The sequence below is a fragment of the Planococcus notacanthi genome, assembly GCF_030407825.1.
Classification (GTDB): Bacteria; Bacillota; Bacilli; order Bacillales_A; family Planococcaceae; genus Planococcus; species Planococcus notacanthi.
This window is the reverse complement of the sequence record NZ_JASDCQ010000004.1, coordinates 198,956-217,308: the sequence shown is the minus strand read 5'-3', so window position 1 is coordinate 217,308 and position 18,353 is coordinate 198,956. Positions and strand designations below refer to the sequence as shown.

The following is an 18,353-nucleotide window of genomic DNA, read 5'->3' as shown; positions in this document are numbered from 1 at the left end:
AGTAGCAGCTCCTCCAACAAAGCAGCCCGGCAGATGAATTCCATCCGCCGAGCTGCTTTTGCATTTAAAAGAAATCGATAACCCGCTTTAGCTTCTTAGCGCCAATGCCAAATACATAGCGACCGCGTCTTTGAACTCCGACGGGTCCAACCCGGTAATGTCCCGGATCTTTTTCAGGCGATAGCCCAAGGTATGGCGGTGGATTTTTAAGCGGTCAGCGGTTTCACCCTGGCTTTGATTAGCGGCGAAGTAGGTGGTCAGTGTCTGGCATAGGGATTCGTTCAATCCTGCAAGAATTCTGCCGGTGAATTTGGCGACTTCATCTTCGGGATTCCGTTTCAACAGCGCCAACAATTCCACATCTTCGTAATAAATCAATTGCTGGCCGGGGGTTCCGAAATCCAAGGCATTCCGCGCTGCCAGGTAAGAAGTCCGGACATCGAATATGCTGTCGACCATAATGCCGACGCCGATTCTGCCTGGTGCGTTCTTTTGCAGAAAATGAAGCATATTGTATAGTTTGGCTTCCAACTCGGATGGATTGTCATTTGCTACCAACAGGAAAATTTCATTGAGTTGAGAATGGCCAGCGACAACGGCATGTCCTGAAAATTGTTCTTCCAGCTGTTCGATAATCCGATGGGAAAGGGAAGGCATTTTCTTCAGTTCAATCAGCAGTGTGACAAATGAAATCTTGCCTTCCAAGCCCATTTGGAAAATCCGTTCATGCACAGCGGCGGACAAGGGCTTGCCGCTGGTCAGTTCATCGAATATCAACTCGTTGCGTTTTCGGTTCCATTCGACATGGGAAGTGATGAGGGATTGGTGGACCATCATTTCCGTCGTCAATTGGACCAGCGTTGAAATCTCCTGGAGTTCTTCCGGCTTGCCGGTGATGCCGATGACCCCGACTAATTTTCCTTGGAAGTGGATTGGCATATTGATGCCCGGTTTCACGCCGTGCCAATTGTTTAAATCCTCTTCTGCGATGGATAATGTCTCACCGCTTTTGGCTACATGCGCGGCGCCTTCGTGAATCTTTTCGATTCGTTCGGCTTCGCCTGAAGCCAAGATCATGCCATTGGGGTCCATGACGTTCAAATTGCGGTTCAGGCGGATCATGGTTTGTTCGACGATTTCTTCGGCTAACTGTTTTGTGATCATAACTTCTCCTCTATGTATATTTATTCTAACTATTCCGCCAAAAATATATACATCAAGTATAATGTATCTCCTGACCTTTTCATTATAATTTTATGTAAGCGCTTTAACAGAATAGCAAGGAGGTTTTGCAGTGAAAATCATAGTAGCACCCGATTCATTTAAAGGCAGCTTGTCTGCAACAGGCGCGGCTCAGGCAATGGCGGCAGGAATCCATGAACTGGACAGTGGAGTAGACGTGGTTCTGCTGCCTGCAGCCGATGGCGGTGAAGGGACGATGAACACGATGGTGGAAGCGACTGGCGGAAAATTGGTCGCTAAGCAAGTCGAAGATCCGATTGGAAGAACAATTTCTGCAAGCTACGGGATTTTGGGCGACGGCAAAACCTGTGTGATTGAAATTGCGGAAGCGTCCGGATTGCCCTTGCTTAAAAAACATGAACGGAATCCGCTCATCGCTTCTTCTTACGGCACGGGCGAATTGATTCGGCATGCATTGGACGCTGGTTTTAGGAGCTTCATCATCGGACTCGGCGGCAGTGCCACAAACGACGGCGGTGCCGGGATGCTCGAGGCACTCGGCATGAAACTGTTGGACGAGAACGGCAAGGCATTGGCACGCGGCGGAGGGGAACTTGGGCGACTGGTGACACTGGATCGTTCTGGATTTGACTCGCGCATTACGGAAAGCACTTTCCTGATTGCTTCTGATGTGGAAAATCCATTGGTCGGTGAACACGGAGCTTCTGCGGTATTCGGACCGCAAAAAGGAGCGACTTCTGAAAATGTTCGGCAACTCGATGGCAACCTGCGAAATTTTGCAGACATCACCGAAAGGCTCACCGGCGTGAAACTCCATGATAAAAAAGGATCCGGTGCAGCAGGAGGTGCCGGTGGTGCGATGCAGGCGTTTTTCGCAGGGGAGATGAGGCGCGGCGTCGATGTGGTGTTGGAGGCAATTTCGTTTCAGCGCTATGTGGAAACGGCCGACTTGATCATCACAGGAGAAGGCAGAACAGACAGCCAGACCTTATCCGGCAAAACACCTTTTGGCATTGCAGAAGCTGCGAAAACAGGGGGCAAGCCCGTAATCTTAATTTCCGGGATGGTCGACCGCCGAAGCCTTGTCTTGCTGAAACCGTATTTTACTGAAATCCACTCGGTGGTGAGCGGTGACATAACGGCGGAACAATCGAAAAAAGATGCGTTCCGCCAGTTGAAACACAAAACACACAAGGTCGTTGAAACGTACCTGAAAAAATAAAAGGGGTGTTGAGATGTTATTCGTGATTATTGCTATAAGTGTTGTATTGGTTGTGTTGTTGACAGCCGTATTGAAACTCCATCCTTTCCTGTCCTTATTGATCGGCGCATTCTTCATGGGAATCGCCTCCGGCATGCCGCTTGCGGATGTCGTACTCAGCGTCAATGAAGGCTTTGGCGGATTGATGACCAGCATCGGGATCGTTATCGTCGCCGGTACCATCATCGGTGTCATTCTGGAAAAATCCGGTGCTGCTTACCGGATGGCGGAAGTGGTTTTGCGCCTGATCGGAGAAAAGCGGCCGCAGCTGGCTATGTCGATCATCGGCTTTATCGTTTCAATCCCTGTTTTTTGCGATTCTGGATTCATTATTTTATCAAGCTTGAAAAAAGCCCTGGCGAAACGTGCGAAAGTGTCGATTGCTTCCATGTCAGTAGCGCTTGCCACCGGTTTGTATGCGACGCATACATTGGTGCCGCCTACACCTGGGCCGATTGCAGCTGCCGGCAACATCGGTGCTGAAAATTACTTGGGAACAATTATTCTGATCGGTTTGGTTACCGCCATTCCTGCAGCAATTGTCGGTTATTTCTGGGCAGTCAAAGTCGCTTCGAAAATCGAAGTGCCGGAAGACACCGTCAAAAACGGCGATTTAAATTATGAAGAAGTCATCAAATCCTTTGGGGAAATGCCTTCTACATTTAAAGCCTTCCTGCCGATTGTGCTTCCTGTCGTATTGATTGGAGCAGGTTCGATTGCCAGTGTCCTTGGCGGAGAAGATTTGTTGACCAATATTTTGAAGTTTTTAGGATCACCAACTGTAGCTTTATTGATTGGTGTATTTGCGGCTTTCTTCTTGCTTCCGAAATGGAACGAAGAAACCTTGTCTGGTTTGGTCGGACAAGGACTGGTCAGCGCAGCACCGATCTTGTTGATTACAGGAGCTGGTGGAGCATTCGGCCGTGTCATCACGAATTCGGGCGTGGCAGACGTCATTTCAGGAATGGACCTGTCTGCACTGGCAGGCGGTTCGGTGTTCCTGCTGATTCCATTCTTCATTGCTGCAGCATTGAAGACAGCTCAAGGGTCTTCAACGGCAGCACTTGTCATCACGTCGACTTTGGTTGCGCCTCTTTTGCCTTCACTTGGCGTTGAAGGGGCAGTGCCGCTTGCGCTTGTCGTCATGGCTATCGGAGCCGGTGCGATGACGGTGAGCCATGTAAACGACAGCTTCTTCTGGGTCGTTACACAGTTCAGCGGAATGAAAGTGACGGATGCGTATAAAGCCCAAACTGCGGCTACGTTGCTGCAAGGGGTAACAACGATCGTCTTCACGATGATTTTATGGACGATTCTTGTGTAAATAATAGTAAGTGTATGCGAAACCATCTTTCTTTGGAAAGGTGGTTTTTGTGTGGCATTATTTAGTGGGCCGAAGTATTTACCTTGTTCTATGCCTATTGATGCAGAAATATGAAAGTGGATAAAGCTTAAATGATACTAAAGAATTGAATATTCTAAATATATTTACTATTTTTTCTTTTATTGCTATGCTATTTTCCAGTTAAGTAAAACAAAAGAAGGAGTGGGTGTTTTTGAAGAGAAGATGGGCGAGTACGGTTGGGGTATTAGGGTTATGTACGGCATTAGCGATGCCGGTGTATGCGGTTGAAAATGAGGCGAAGCCTGCACAGCATCACCATGATAACAGCATCTCTGGATTTATCGACTATCAGGAGCTGCAAAAAAGCTTGAAGCAGATTGAATCCAATAGTAAAGGGACCGTCCAAGTGAATGTAGCCGGACAATCGCATGAAGGCCTGGACATCTATACCGCGCGCGTTGGAACCGGGGACAAGGTTCTTTTAATGCAAAGTGAAATCCACGGCAATGAAAAAACGGGTACGGTCGCTATTCTTAACTTGCTGAAAACCTTGTCCAACAACTCGAAACAGTCAAAGGCAATCCGCGAAGAAGTGACGATCGTCTTCATGCCAATGATGAATCCCGATGCGTCGGAAGCGGATAAACGCCGCAACAGCATGACGTGGAACGAAACGCTTGAAAACTTCCCGCAGCTTGCAGGGGCATCGCCTTCATGGAATTATTTGGACCGCGGCATCAGCCAAAGTTATGATTACGGTGCGAATCCCGGGTTTGACGTAAACCGTGACTTCAACCCGGACCTTGATTACGTGCCGCAAGCACAGGATTTCCCGGGAGCATCAAACCAACCCGGCTGGTTCATCACACCCGAAGCGCAAACTTCCCGTGACGTCTATAAATCCCTCCAAGATGAATTCGGCAACGTAGATGTCTTTGTCGATTTGCACCATCAAGGGCTTTACTATGTCGATGGCACTGCCGATCCTGTAACGCTTTCCCTGTCGGCTCAATTCGTACCGGATCCATCCACTCCGGAAGGCGCGAAGTATGCCGAGTATGCGGATAGCTACGATTACGACTTTTCAAGACAATTGAACTTGCTGGCATACAACGAACTTCAGTCTTACGGCCAGTCGAAATTCACCAACATCTCGCTTTATTCGCAAGGCTTGGATCTGCCAGGAACAGCGCTTGGCACCTATGCATTGAATGGCAGCGGAACGGTGCTCTTTGAAGTAAGAGGACAGACGCAAAGCCTCGGGCAAAAGGAAAAAGGCCAACTGGTCAAATCAGTTGAACGCGGCTTATCCGGAATTATTGAAGGCGTCGCAGACGGGTCAGTTGATCAACTGGATCCGGAAGCGTACGAAGACATTCCGCTGACAGCTTACCAGCCGGCATTTTAATCATGGCGCCACCCACCTGTTCTTCCTTTGGGGAAAAATAGGTGGGTTTTTGTGTGCGGTGATTTTCTGTATGGGCTATTAAAGGAAATAAATAACCCGATATGCTATCTTGAAAGTAGCGTATAATTATTATACAAAGTCTATACAAAACAGGTTTTTAAAGCATGAAGTCAGGGAAATAGAAGGATTATGACTATATTTTGAAGAACTTTAATCTAAGGGCATCATGAGGAACATAAAGGCTCGTATGCGTAAGTGAATCTGCTGTGATGCAGATCTGTTAAAAAATACAGTGGAACAGAAGGGCGGCACATGTATGATGAATCCTGGTAAATCCGTAATCGTGATCGGCGGCGGCCTCGGCGGCTTGTCCGCAGCGATTTCCCTGGCACAAAAAGGGTACGCGGTTTCTTTATATGAGAAGAATGAACACATCGGCGGAAAAGTAAATCGCTTAGAGCAGGATGGCTTTGGTTTTGACTTAGGACCGTCGATTTTAACCATGCCCCATATTTTTGATAAATTATTCCAAGGCAGCGGCAAGCGGATGGAGGATTATGTGCCGATCCAGCGCCTTGAACGGGAATGGCGTTCTTTCTTCCCAGATGGCACAGTGCTTGATTTGTATCATGACCTGCGCTTGATGGAACGGGAGAATCCGGCCCTGTCGAAAAAGGATATGAAAGAGTATTATGCGCTGTTGAAATACGCGCAACGCATCTATAAAACAACGGAACACAGCTATTTGAAGGAAGGCTTTGAGTCGCCGCGAGAGGCAGTTGCGCAAAACGGAATCCTCGCGACTTTGACCGGCTTCGACTTGACGTCGACCATGTACGGCGCCATTTCCAAACGCATCAGCAATCCGCATCTGCGCGACATGCTGTCCTACTACGTCAAATACGTCGGTTCATCTCCGTACAGTGCGCCGGCAGTGCTTAACATGATGATTTACATGCAGCATGCACAGGGCTGCTGGTACGTCAAAGGCGGAACGCATAAACTGGCAGAAGGCCTTGAGCGTTTGGCAAGAGAAGAAGGCGTCCAAATTCACACAGGGGTGGGCGTGGTCCGGGCCCATACCAATCAAAACAAACAAATCGCAGGCGTTGAATTGGCGGATGGTTCATTTAAGACTGCCGATTATTATGTGTCGAACATGGAAGTCATTCCGTTCTATCAAAAGATGGTGGATGCAGACAAGAAGTTTGTTGCGAAACTGGTGGAAAAATATGAACCTTCAAGTTCAGGACTTGTCCTGCATCTCGGCGTCAAGAAAACCTATCCATTCTTGAATCACCACAATTTCTTCTTTTCGGAGAACCTCCATGAACAGATGGACAAAGTGTTTGAGAAGCACGAACTTCCGGACGACCCGACAATTTACTTGGTCAACGTCAACAAGACCGATCCAACCCAGGCACCACCTGGGCATGAAAACATCAAAATCTTGCCGCATATCCCGTATATCCAGGACAAGCCTTTTACACCGGAACAGTACCGGCAGTTTGAAGAACGCGTCCTCGATAAATTGGAACGCATGGGACTGGAGGGGTTGCGGGAGAATACTGTCACGCGCGATGTCTGGACACCGCATGACATTGAACGCGTTTACGGTTCGGACCGCGGAGCCATCTACGGAACCGTTTCCGATAAAAACAAGAACGGCGGCTTCAAGCACAAAAAACAAAGCGAACTCTATGACAACCTGTATTTTGTCGGGGGCACTGTCAATCCAGGAGGCGGCATGCCAATGGTGACACTCAGTGGCCAGCAAGTAAGCGATAAGATTGTGAAGCGGGATTTGGGGAAGAAGTAAAGATTTCAATGGCCGCGTAATTGACATGCTCATTGATTTGCGAAGAAAAAAATAAAGGCAAAAGCAGCCCTTTGGAGATCATTCCACAGCGCCGCTTTTGTCTTTTTCTGTTTTAATGAAGCCTTCATGCAAAGAAAGGCCGACAGGAATCCATGGTATTTTTGTAGGTGTTTTAAAAGGAAATTACTGAAAATACAAGATTCGATACAGTTCTTTTGATTTGTTTATCAGAAAATTCGGGTACTTTATTCCTTATTTGTTTTTTAAGGAAGGATTTATCCAAGATGGAAAGGAATAACTGTTATGGCTTAATAAGAGCCGACCATCACAAAGGGGGAAGGGAATTTGAAAAATGTGAAGTTGAAAACCACGTTTTTATCCGCTCTACTTGTTACATCGAGCCTTTACATGGCTCCTGCCGGTGTTTTCGAACCGGCAAAAGCGGTAGCAGCACCCGGACAAAGCGCGGCAGCGTTTGATCAGAAAGTCATTAACCGAATCAGTGCAGATCGGATGTATGAAGATGTCTATCATCTGACAGAAACGATAGGGCCGCGTGTGGCAGGTACGCCGGCAGAGAAAGAAACAGCTGATTTTATTAAAGAGCGTCTGTTGTCCTACGGATACGACGTCGAGATTCAGGAGTTTGCCATCAGCGACACGGTACTTGGCCATTTACAGACTGATGCAGGAAATGAAGTGCTTGTGAATGTTCCAGCTGGATCCGCAGCGACAGCCGATACCGGATTGACTGCCTCTTTATATGATGGCGGCCTGGGGTATCCGGAAGATTTCAGCACAGAAGCTGTTGGGAAAATTGCCCTCATTTCGCGTGGCGGAATCCCATTTGCAGAAAAAGTGAATAATGCTTACGCAGCTGGAGCAGTTGGTGTATTGATCTACAATAACATCGATCAGCCTGGGCCAATTAATCCATCACTGGGTTCTGCAGCTGTGCAGATTCCTGTTGGAGGCATTACAAAAGCGAGTGGAGAAGCATTGCTTGCCGATGTTGAAGCTGTTGGAGGCAATGTGACACTGACCGTTTCGGCGATTGAAAATGCCACGTCCCAGAATATCATTGCGACCCGTACTCCGAAGAAGGGTGGAGGGGATGGGATTGTCCATGTGACCGCACATTATGACAGTGTTCCTTTTGCGGCTGGAGCAAGTGACAATGCCTCTGGCACATCCACAGCCCTGGAAATTGCACGGGTCTTGAAAAGCTATCCGATTGATGAGGAAGTCAGATTTGCTTTTGTAGGGGCTGAAGAAATCGGGCTTGTCGGTTCACGCTATTATGTGTCGCAGCTGAGCCAAGATGAAATTTCCAGAAGCATCGGGAATTTCAATATGGATATGGTCGGAACTTCGTGGGAAAATGCAACCGCTATCTACATGAATACTTTGGATGGCCAACCGAACATTGTTTCAGAAACAGCAGCGGCCACTGGTAAACGAATCGGTACCCCTTCTGAACTCATTCTTTATCAGCGAGGGGCATCAGATCATGTTCCATTTTATGAAGCGGGCATCGCGGCTGTAAACTTTATTCGCCGGGAACCTGGAACCGCTAATTTAGAGCCTTATTATCATACACCGCTCGATACGATTGAATTTGTCAGTGCAGAACGGCTGAAAGAAGCAGGAGATTTGGTGGGGGCTTCTGTCTACCAGTTAATCAAAAAATAAAACCAGGAAATGGAGCGATGATTGATGAAAAAAATTTCATGTTCTGCAGAAGCTAAACCGAAAAAAATGAAAAAGGCATTGTTGAGTTATACACTTGCAGGGGCTATGGTGCTCAGCCTATCGCCGTTCGCATCGCCGGTTGCTGATTTCAGTGCCGCTACAACTGCCTATGCGGCAAACGGAAATTCCGGAGCGGCGCAGGACCAGAAAATTGTTAACCGCGTCGATGCGGAACGGGCAATTGACCACATCCGCTATTTATCGGAAGAAATCGGTTCAAGGCCAGGCGGAATGGAAGCTGAGAAACAAGCGGCGGACTATATTGCAAATACATTGAAGGGCCTCGGTTTTGGCGTGGAGTATCAGTATTTCCCGGTGGCGGATCAGTATATCGCGGCTGTGAAATTCGCTGATGGAACGCTTTGGGAAATGGGAGCTTCCAGCAATGGAAAAGTCAGCAATGAAGCCGTAGAAGCGGAAGTGATTTATGTAGAAGGGGGACTCAATCCTGCTGATTTCCCGGCAGATACTGCGGGGAAAATTGTTGCGTTGACGCGTGAAGCCTCCACTGCTGCTTATCGGACACAAGTCGACAATGCAGTGAATGCAGGTGCAGCAGGTGTCATCTTGCAGAGTGTTGTGGGAAGCCGCGGCAATTATGGCTCCACCTTTAATCCGAGCCTCACGAAGAAGTACGATGTTCCTGTATACGGAGCAGCGTTTATCCAAGTGGAGTGGCTGAAAGAGCAGCTTGCAGAAGGACCGGTCACATTAAATCTGACAGCAACTCATTATTCAAATCTTCAATCAGTCAATGTCATCGGAACGAAAAAAGCAAAAACAAAGACTGCTTCCAGTAAAGAGGTACTTCTAACTTCTCATATGGACAGTGTTGTGGGGGCGCCAGGTGCAAGTGATAATGCTTCCGGAGTTGCATTAATGCTTGAGTTGGCTCGTGTATTCAAAAGCTACAACACCGACAAAGATTTGAAGTTTGTGGCATTCGGTTCTGAGGAAAGGGGATTATTGGGATCACGCTATTACGTGAACCAATTGTCTCAGTCTGAACGCGATAACATCGAAGCCGTATTCAATCCGGATATGGTGGCAACAAGCTATGAAAAAGCTGAAAACCTCTATGCGATGACTGTGGATGGCAGCACGAATATCATCACAGATTCCACCGTTGCCGCAGGAGCACGTCTCGGTAATTCAGATATTTTACCAGGTAAATTCGGATCCAGCGACCACGTACCTTTCCATAATGCCGGCATCCCTGCTGCGTTATTCATCTGGATGGGCATCGATAGCTGGGATCCGCTCGTTTACCATATCGAGAAAGTCTACCACACACCTGAAGATACAATTGAAAACAACATCTCATCTGAAAGAATGCAATCGGCTTTGGAAATCATAGGTTCGGGGCTATTTGATGTTGTGCGGAAAGATGTGCCAGCTGCAAAACCTTAATCAGGACAACTACAGCGGTAGTCAATTCTTCTTAAAATGCATATTTTTTAAACATCTCTAACGATCTTTCCAGGTAATAACTAAAAACCAGGCGCCTCCATCTAAGGAATGACAGATGAAGGCGGCTGGTTTTTATCTGTCTTAATGATAGGATCACATTAATTAGTTAAATCAATTTGAACTAAGTCCCTTGATTTACCATAATTAAATATACCTTATATTGTCTGTATACTAGTCTTAAAGTTGTGGGTGTAATAGCCTTATCAGTCTTGGCAAAAGGAGGAAATCACAGTGAATAAATCATTGAAGGCAACTCTAATTGCTAGTTTATGTATCTGTGCAGTATTAGCAGGTTGTTCATCAAATATGCATGGACTGTCAAATGAAGAGTACAGGCTTGTTGATAAATACATTGATGCAGACGAAATGGTAGAGGAACTCCAATTATCTGGATATAGTGAGGAAGAAATTGAAAAAGAGTTACGAGCTGCCTTGGATCAAATCAATTACGAAATGGAAGAATAACATAAAAAAAGTATTTTCCGTATTTAGTTTGATGGAATACTCAGTAAAAATTTATAAATGAGTTTGAGAAACAATAATTTATTCAAGAAAAAAAACTCACCCAGTCTGTACTTCTATAAACTGGGCAAGATTTTCAAGTGTGGAACCGAGTCCTTCGTCATGATCTTCTTTCCGTATTCCTTCAGGGACATTTTCGCAAACGATGGTGACTTTTGTGCCTTCTAAAACGGCTTCCAAATACCAGGTCTGAATCATTTCGCCGGCAAATGCCGGATCTTCAGAATCGAACTTCCCGGCCAGTACGATTTTCGTGTCAGGCACCAATTCCAGAAATCTTCCTTGGGAAACGTCGGTATGGTCCGAGGTCTTTCCAGGGTTTGAATTATCGGCTTCATACACTAGCGTCAACTTGTAGGAGCCGCCTTGGCGAGGCTCGAACATATCAATACGTGCCGACATACCTTTAGGCGGCAGCCAGGAACTTAATGCTTCCTGATCCAGAAATGCCTGGTAAATGGCTTTTGGCGATGCCAAGATCACGCGTGAAGCCGAATCGATTCTGTTGTTGGATGGATGTGGCATGATCAACAACCTCCTGAAGTATAGTTGATATACTATACCCGCCTTGAATCAAAATCTACCTGTCTACACGCTGCAAATAGATCAAATGCAATATTTTATATTAACGAGTTATTCTTTATTCATAATATTTCTGCTTAATCAATGATTTTCACACAAGCTGATAGTACAATCCAAACTGCGTGTCATACCATAATAATTTCCCGTGTTTGCGTTTCGGAATGCGGGATTGCATACTCCATTCGGGAAACTGTTTGATCAGCTGGACTTGGTCGCCTGTTGCAAAAGCGAGGAACGAGATGTAATGGTCTTTTGTCATCGGGTGGTTACTCGAAATGAACCATTCCTGATCGCTTTCAGTCATAATCAGCTTTTCATCTTCTGTTGCTTTTTTCGCTTCCAAAGGCTCTAATTTTCTGCCGCAGCACGACAAGGTAATATCGCCGGTTGCAAGGACGATGTTGGTACATGACGGACAAACAAAATAATTCGATTTTTTCATATTTCCTCCTATGAATTCATTCGACGGCAAATCGCCACCGAGAATATTTTCGATATTTACCCCAAACACCGCAGACAAGCGGGGAAGGAGAAAAACGTCCGGACAGCCATGTCCGCGCTCCCATTTTGAAATTGTGCGGTCCGAGAGATTCAGCTGATCCGCCAATTGTTTTTGTGTGAGTTCTTTTTCTTTTCGCAAACGATAAATTAATTCTCCGACTTTACGAGTATCCATTGTTTTCCCCTCCTGCACTCTTCTCATCTTATGAAATTGAAATGCCAATCGCAACAAACGCTTCGTGGAGTTTCTAAGGAAATGCTTATAGGGTCAGATCATACATTAAAAAAAGCACAATCACAAAATGCGTTAAACGCGGCTGTATTTGCCTTGCAAGAAATAGAGGCGAACGTATATTCCTATAAAATTTACAACTTTCAAGCTCTTATCCACCAATTGATGATATGATTAGATGAAAACAGATCAGGTGGACAGAACCGGTTTGAAATTTCTTCAGCTTTAAAAGAACAGGTGATTAGATGGTTAAAGCACATACAGCAACAATCAGAACGTCAATACGGTTGACCAAGACGGCTATGGAAAAAATGGGAGGGTTCGGCATCAGCGAACGCTCGTTTTTTGTTGCGGACAAAGCGTTTAAAGTCTTTATTGAACGTTACCCATCCAATGCGGAAGGTGAGCTTTCGGTGGCACTGATTTTGGACAGCAAGGAGAACGTCCGGCTGGCCGGCAAAGACCTGCAAGGATCGATCGTCCTTCACGGCGTCTTTACCAATCACAATTTGCTGATTACCAACCTGACTCTCCGAAAATCCTATCAGGCGCTCGGAACCAACTGGCAGCGCGAGGAATACATGGTGTTCGACCGCTCCCGTGATCCGGCTCCGGTATCGTTGATCAATCTCGTCAACCGCATGACGCCGGCCAAAGACAGTTCAGATTATGTCAAAAAGCGAATCGGCAGCTGGGAAGGCTATTTGAAGATCCAGGAACGCGGCATGGATATTCCGGACATTAAGACTGGATACTCCAGTTTGTCGTTCAGCCATGATTTCAGCCGCATCACGCTGAAAGGGTGTCAATTGAAAGACACGGAATGGAAGTCGCTGAAAAATTTGACCGTTCGGCTCACGGGAATTTCGGGGGACATCGGCACAGTCATCAAAGCGGCAAACCGCATAGTCGAAGTGGAACTTCAAAGTTACATCGTCAAACAACTCCGTGAAAAAGGGCTGGCACTCGATAAAAAAGAAGTTGTTTTCAGCAATTTCGCAGCGTTAAGCCAAATCAGACGGCTGCGGCAGGGCTTTGCCAATTTGGAGAAAGGCCTTGCAGTCAATCCGAATCTCGACCGGATCTTGTTCGAGGAAAAACCGCCGGTTAAGCCGCTCCAAACTATAGGAAAACTGACTTTCCATAACCGGCTGAACGAATTTCAGCAAAAAGCGGTATCGGGGGCGATAGCAGCAGAGGATCTGTACGTCATCCAAGGGCCGCCGGGAACCGGGAAAACTACGGTCATCTCGGAAATTTGCCTGCAGAATGCCCGGAAAGGTTTGCGGACGCTGGTTGCGTCACAATCCAATCTGGCAGTCGACAATGCACTCGGACGCCTGCTTGCCAATAAGGACATCCGCATTTTGCGCGTCGGGCGGACCGAAAGCATCGAAGAAGAAGGCAAGAAATTCATTGAAGAAAATGTCGGGCAGTATTGGAAAGACCATACACTGGCAGAAATTACCGATCAATACGAAATGCGCGAGAAGCGGGAACCGGAACTAAAACGGGAACTGACAGCCAATGAGCAGGCGGCGCTGAACCTGCAGCCGGTTTATGAGAGTTTGAAAGTGGCCGTGGAAGAGAAGAAAGCAGCACAAGGCAAACATCAGTCAATTCAAAAACTGCTTGAACAAGAGCAGGTGAAACTGTCGGCATTTGAGTTCGAGAAAGGCAAAGCGGTAAATGTAAGCCGTGAACTGGCTTACCGGCTGCATGAACTCGAGGATCTGATCGATGAGGCTTCCATTGTTATTGCCGGCAAACAAGACAGCGCATGGTTTCAGGAACAGCAACAGCCCATAAGAAGTCAGCTCAGATTACTCGAGCGGGCACTCGGCCTTCCGCGTCTTGAACAGGACCTGGCGGAAAAAAGACAGGAAATCGCTGCCACTGTAGAACGGCGCGATCAAATGGCCGCGATCATCGAACAGAAAGAAGCCCTTATCCAAAACATGGACAGCGTCAAGAAAATTGACGGCTTGCTTCAAGTGATCAAAGATCAGCGTGTTGAAGAAACCCCTTCTTTGACTTATTTGATCAACCGTTTGGAAGCAAACCGTGAAAACATGGCGGAATGGGGCAAACTCAATGAATACAACGAGCTTGTCAGCGCTGCGATTTCGTATCTGGAAAAATTATTGACACCGACTGGCTTGTCGTTTGCCGATTTTAAACAGCAAGCATTGGTGCAGGTGGGAGCCTACACGTCTGCAGAAATCGATGAGTATTTGGAGAAGCTGCGGACCCTGTTGAAAAGTTCGCAGCGTACCGATGCAGCTGTGCTGAAAAAAGCACTTGCCGGATTGTACAGGCGTCAAAATAACCTGTGGAGCAGAGGCGCCAAACTCAAGTCTTTCGATGTCTATGCCGCAGAGTCGAAGCGGGCCTTCCAGGACTTGAAGCGCGTGTTGTGCGAGCAGCTCGTCAAACAGCAAAACCAATACCGCGTTTGGGACGAGAAATGGTTCGACAAACTGGAAAAACAGCAGGAAGAGATTGCGCCGCTTGAACAGCGCTACCGGGAAATGCCGGATCCAGCTAGTTTTCCGGACGACATCGAAAGCGCGATCCGTGAGCAAAAAGCAGAACTCGCAAGACTGGAAAAAGAAAAAGCTTCCTATGAAGAGATGCAAAAACGCATCAACGAACATCAAACTGAACAGGCCGTCAAAACAGCAGAACTGGAAACCAGTGATGCGAAGATCATTGGGGTGAATAATAAAATTACACAAGTTGAACAGACGATAGCCGGTTACGGACAAGAGCTGCTCGCGTTAAATGAAATCCTGTCAGCTGATCCGGAAGGGCAGCTTGAACAGGCGGCGAGAGAACTTGCCAGCCTGTCGTTTACCAAGGAATCGCTCAAGCAGGAAATGAAGAACCTTCCTTTATTGCAGTCGGTACAGAAAAAATGGCTGGATTTATTGGCAGGGGCGAACGAGCACGATTTGGACGAGATCCGAAAACTGTATATCAAGCACGCCAATGTTATCGGAACGACGTGCGTCGCTTCGGCGCGCAAGGATTTCATCGACAACTATCCGGAATTTGATGTGGTCATCATTGATGAAGTATCAAAAGCCACGCCGCCGGAATTGTTATTGCCGATGCTGAAAGGCAAGAAAATCATTTTAGTCGGCGACCATCATCAATTGCCGCCGCTTCTGGGAAACGATACATTGGAAGAAACGCTGCAGGAAATGATCGAGGAAGACAATGGCTTTGAAGAAAAGAAAGAGCTGGAAAAACTTTTGGAAGAGTCGTTATTTGAGCGGCTTTACAAAAACCTGCCGGCTGCCAACAAGACGATGCTGGCGATCCAGTACCGCATGCACGAAGACATTATGGAAACCATTGCGCCGTTCTATAGAATGGAAAAAGACCAGCTGCAATGCGGCATCGGGGATTCGGACCGGGAGCGCGACCATCTGCTTGAATCAACAGCAGTAACCCGCAGCAATCACCTCATGTGGCTGGACCTGCCGAACGAATCGGCTTATTTTGAAGAACGGATGAGCGGTGGGAAGAGCCTGTACAATGCTTCGGAACTGCAGGAAATCCGAACGTTATTGGTTGATTTGAATGAAGCGGCCGGTGAAGCGAAACGTGCGGGAAGAATTCATCCGGAGCAGCAGAAGAGCATCGGCGTCATCAGCTTTTACGGCGAACAGGTCAAACGGCTTCAGCGGATGATCGACCAGGAACTGCGCCTGCCGCATCTGACAGTGCGTACCGGAACGGTTGACCGTTTCCAGGGAAGCGAACGGGACATCATCGTCTTGAGCATGGTGCGCAATAACCAGAACAAGCATGGCGACATTGGCTTTGCGAAAGATTACCGGCGCTTGAACGTGGCGCTGTCACGTGCCAAGGAGTTGCTGGTATTGGTCGGCAGTTCCAAAATGTTCACCGAACGCGCCAAACAGCCGGACACCAGGAAAATGTACCGGCATGTATTGGAAGTCGTCAAACAGAAAAATGGTTTGAAAGTGTTAGAGAAGAGCAGGGGGTGAGGAGTTGGACAAGCTGATTGAAGAGTTGCGGGCAAGTGTAGCGGAAGATCCGAATCGAACGATTATTAATGAAGCGGTGTGGAAGCTGCCCGTCGTCTTGTACGATGTCAGCTTTGACCGGGTCAAGCGGCTGAAGATGGACATCTTGATGAAGATGCTGCTGCTGACTTTTCAGGAAGCCGATATCCGCCGGGCCGCCACCTTATCCGATATGTTGTTTGTCGAGGAGCTGTTCATCAGCGACTTGATCGACAAGATGCAGCGTACGGGCTTGATTGGATTGGAAAAGTCAGGGTATAAACTGACGCCCAAAGGACATGACTATCTGGGCAAAGGGATTTTTGAAGAAGAAATGGAAGGCAGCAAGACGGTCATTGCTTACAGTGCGGTTCACGACGATTACCGCTTGGCAGCAAGTGAAGCGCATCCGGAAGCAGGAGATACAATGCCGTTGTATCGCTATCCCGTCAAAGGCAGTTTGAACAAGGACCGCATGTATCAGCTCTTGTTGAAGGAAGGGGCTGATCTTGGGGAAGAAAGCTTTCAAACGGTCATCACCGGGATCACTGCCTGCATCGAAAACGACACGATCCATATTCCATGCATCGAGTTTCAATTATACGACCAAAAGCAGGATCTTTTTTATGCCCGCATCTGGAATACCTGGACCTCGAGCTGGGACGAAACGTTGGAAAAGCATATTGAAGCACGGGAACTGGTGAAATGGCGCAAGGCGATGGAAGAGCAGGAAGCGGCTTTGGAAATCGGTGTTTAGATGAAGAATAAGTGATTTTCTAAAGGAGCAGGCAGACTATTTAAGGTCTGTCTGTTTTTTTAGGTTGAAATGGATGATTGGAAAATTCCGTTCAAAAGCGTATTGTAAAAAAATGGTTGGTCTGCTACGCTGTTCACTAGAAGAACGATTACGAATTAGAGGAGACCGGATCATGTCGAATTTATCATTGGCAGAAGCTGTGAAATTGAAGTCTGTTTTGGCAAAACGCATTCATGAATTGGAAGAAGAGATGGACCGTGTGGCATTTGTGGAAATGGAAAAAGGCAGCAAGAAACCGAAACAAGCCCGTTCGCTGTCACAGGTCGAAGAAGAAATCGATGATATCCGAAAAGATTTTCGGCTTTTGGATAAACTGATGTACCGTGCCAACTTCGAAAACGAAGTGAGCTTTAATGGAGAAGAACTGGCGATTGTCGAGGCAATCGAACTGGCCACACAACTCCGCGCCAAAGCACGGAAGTTCAAGGAGTTTGGTGCTGCGGCAAAAGAAGAGATCCAATACGGATATGGAGAAGGCACGCCAATCGTCAGACGGGCGATGTTCGATCCGGAAGAATACCGCGTAAAAGCGGTTGAACTGGAGCGGCTCGCCAATCGGCTGTCCAATGCGGTCAACACCAAAAACTATTCCATCGTGTTGGATTTCGACAGCGACAAGTATTTCTGATCCTTGGGGTGGTGAGACTCCACTCCAAGGCATGGAAGGAAACCTCTTTTGTACTTCGGTGCAATTAACTCTAATGGCTGCTGGCAAACCAATGACCCATGCCCCATTACGATTTCACCTGTTACCGATAACCAACCAAGAGCAAACGACGGTCGATGACCACAGTCCTGTTTTCACGTTCCTTCCATGAATCCTCCTGCTTTTTTGCAGGAGGATTTTTATTTGGTTATTATAGAAGAAAACGGCTGATAGCATAAAAAGGGCATTCACATATAAGACCAGAAAGGGGGGATCGGCTTTGGACAAGGTATCTGGTGACATCCGGTTGGAATCGATCAAATCCTTCCAATCAACCATCCGCAAAACTGAAAAGGCTGTCGTTCAAATGAAAGTCAAAGGCGCACAGACAGGTTTGGTGGAAAATCGGCTCCACGCACTTCACATCGGACTTACTGTACTGGAAACGGTTTGGAATGGAGAACCGAATTCTTTTAGCACAGAAGAACTGGTGCAAGCCCGCGCTGTGCTCTCTGGTTTATTGCCATCTATAGAAAATCAGTATAACAAGTCGAAGGCAGGCAGCTCCCAACGGACGCTGTTGGAGAGGCGGATTCAATCACTGGAGTTGGCTATCATGGCAATTGATGATCTTTCCAACTGAATCAAAAATAAATACCGCCACCGGCAAAGATTCTTTGCTGGCGGCGGTATCTTCTATTGTTTTCTTCTGTTAAACCTTCAGAAATTTGCGGATATGAATAAAGGCTTGATTTTCT

General features: G+C 47.1%; 14 protein-coding genes. 11 read left to right on the top strand and 3 right to left on the bottom strand.

Annotation, left to right across the window (positions count from 1 at the left end):
* Positions 1-87: 87 nt before the first annotated feature.
* Positions 88-1,164, bottom strand: a complete 1,077-nt coding sequence (locus QMA01_RS14425) for a CdaR family transcriptional regulator (RefSeq protein WP_290215306.1) — start codon at positions 1,162-1,164, stop codon at positions 88-90.
* 130 nt (positions 1,165-1,294) lie between these two features.
* Between QMA01_RS14425 and QMA01_RS14420 the strand changes: the two genes are divergently transcribed.
* From QMA01_RS14420 to QMA01_RS14390, 7 genes are all read left to right on the top strand, one after another.
* Positions 1,295-2,425 carry a glycerate kinase gene (locus QMA01_RS14420; RefSeq protein ID WP_290215305.1) on the top strand — a complete coding sequence of 377 codons (1,131 nt, stop codon included), beginning with the start codon at positions 1,295-1,297 and terminating at the stop codon, positions 2,423-2,425.
* A gap of 13 nt (positions 2,426-2,438) precedes the next feature.
* A complete protein-coding gene (locus tag QMA01_RS14415) occupies positions 2,439-3,788 on the top strand; it encodes a GntP family permease (protein ID WP_290215304.1) in 1,350 nt (449 codons plus the stop codon).
* A 232-nt stretch (positions 3,789-4,020) separates the two neighbouring features.
* Complete coding sequence (locus QMA01_RS14410; RefSeq protein ID WP_225218577.1) at positions 4,021-5,217, top strand: M14 family zinc carboxypeptidase; 1,197 nt, start codon at positions 4,021-4,023, stop codon at positions 5,215-5,217.
* 316 nt (positions 5,218-5,533) lie between these two features.
* A complete protein-coding gene (locus QMA01_RS14405; RefSeq protein ID WP_290215303.1) occupies positions 5,534-7,036 on the top strand; it encodes a phytoene desaturase family protein in 1,503 nt (500 codons plus the stop codon).
* A gap of 354 nt (positions 7,037-7,390) precedes the next feature.
* Positions 7,391-8,728, top strand: coding sequence for a M28 family peptidase (locus QMA01_RS14400; RefSeq protein WP_290215433.1), 1,338 nt, complete (start codon positions 7,391-7,393; stop codon positions 8,726-8,728).
* Positions 8,729-8,752: 24 nt separating this feature from the next.
* A complete protein-coding gene (locus QMA01_RS14395; protein WP_290215302.1) occupies positions 8,753-10,198 on the top strand; it encodes a M28 family metallopeptidase in 1,446 nt (481 codons plus the stop codon).
* 291 nt (positions 10,199-10,489) lie between these two features.
* Positions 10,490-10,723 (top strand): hypothetical protein, encoded by a 234-nt coding sequence (locus QMA01_RS14390; RefSeq protein ID WP_191716258.1) that lies wholly within the window; start codon positions 10,490-10,492, stop codon positions 10,721-10,723.
* A gap of 96 nt (positions 10,724-10,819) precedes the next feature.
* On the opposite strand, the gene QMA01_RS14385 is transcribed toward QMA01_RS14390, so the two are convergent.
* Both QMA01_RS14385 and QMA01_RS14380 read right to left on the bottom strand, forming a co-directional pair.
* Entirely contained in the window at positions 10,820-11,305 is a 486-nt protein-coding gene (locus QMA01_RS14385; RefSeq protein ID WP_290215301.1) for an SRPBCC domain-containing protein, read from the bottom strand.
* A gap of 148 nt (positions 11,306-11,453) precedes the next feature.
* A complete protein-coding gene (locus QMA01_RS14380) occupies positions 11,454-12,038 on the bottom strand; it encodes a helix-turn-helix domain-containing protein (RefSeq protein ID WP_203340895.1) in 585 nt (194 codons plus the stop codon).
* Positions 12,039-12,340: 302 nt separating this feature from the next.
* On the opposite strand from QMA01_RS14380, the gene QMA01_RS14375 reads away from it, so the two are divergent.
* The 4 genes from QMA01_RS14375 to QMA01_RS14360 all read left to right on the top strand — a co-directional run bounded on the left by QMA01_RS14375 (position 12,341) and on the right by QMA01_RS14360 (position 18,238).
* Positions 12,341-16,114, top strand: a complete 3,774-nt coding sequence (locus tag QMA01_RS14375) for an AAA domain-containing protein (protein ID WP_290215300.1) — start codon at positions 12,341-12,343, stop codon at positions 16,112-16,114.
* A 4-nt stretch (positions 16,115-16,118) separates the two neighbouring features.
* The gene (locus QMA01_RS14370; protein WP_290215299.1) at positions 16,119-16,889 is read left to right on the top strand and encodes a hypothetical protein; all 771 of its coding nucleotides are present in this window, start codon (positions 16,119-16,121) and stop codon (positions 16,887-16,889) included.
* Positions 16,890-17,061: 172 nt separating this feature from the next.
* A complete protein-coding gene (locus QMA01_RS14365; RefSeq protein WP_191716249.1) occupies positions 17,062-17,577 on the top strand; it encodes a hypothetical protein in 516 nt (171 codons plus the stop codon).
* Between the two features lie 298 nt (positions 17,578-17,875).
* Complete coding sequence (locus QMA01_RS14360) at positions 17,876-18,238, top strand: hypothetical protein (protein ID WP_290215298.1); 363 nt, start codon at positions 17,876-17,878, stop codon at positions 18,236-18,238.
* Positions 18,239-18,353: the final 115 nt, after the last annotated feature.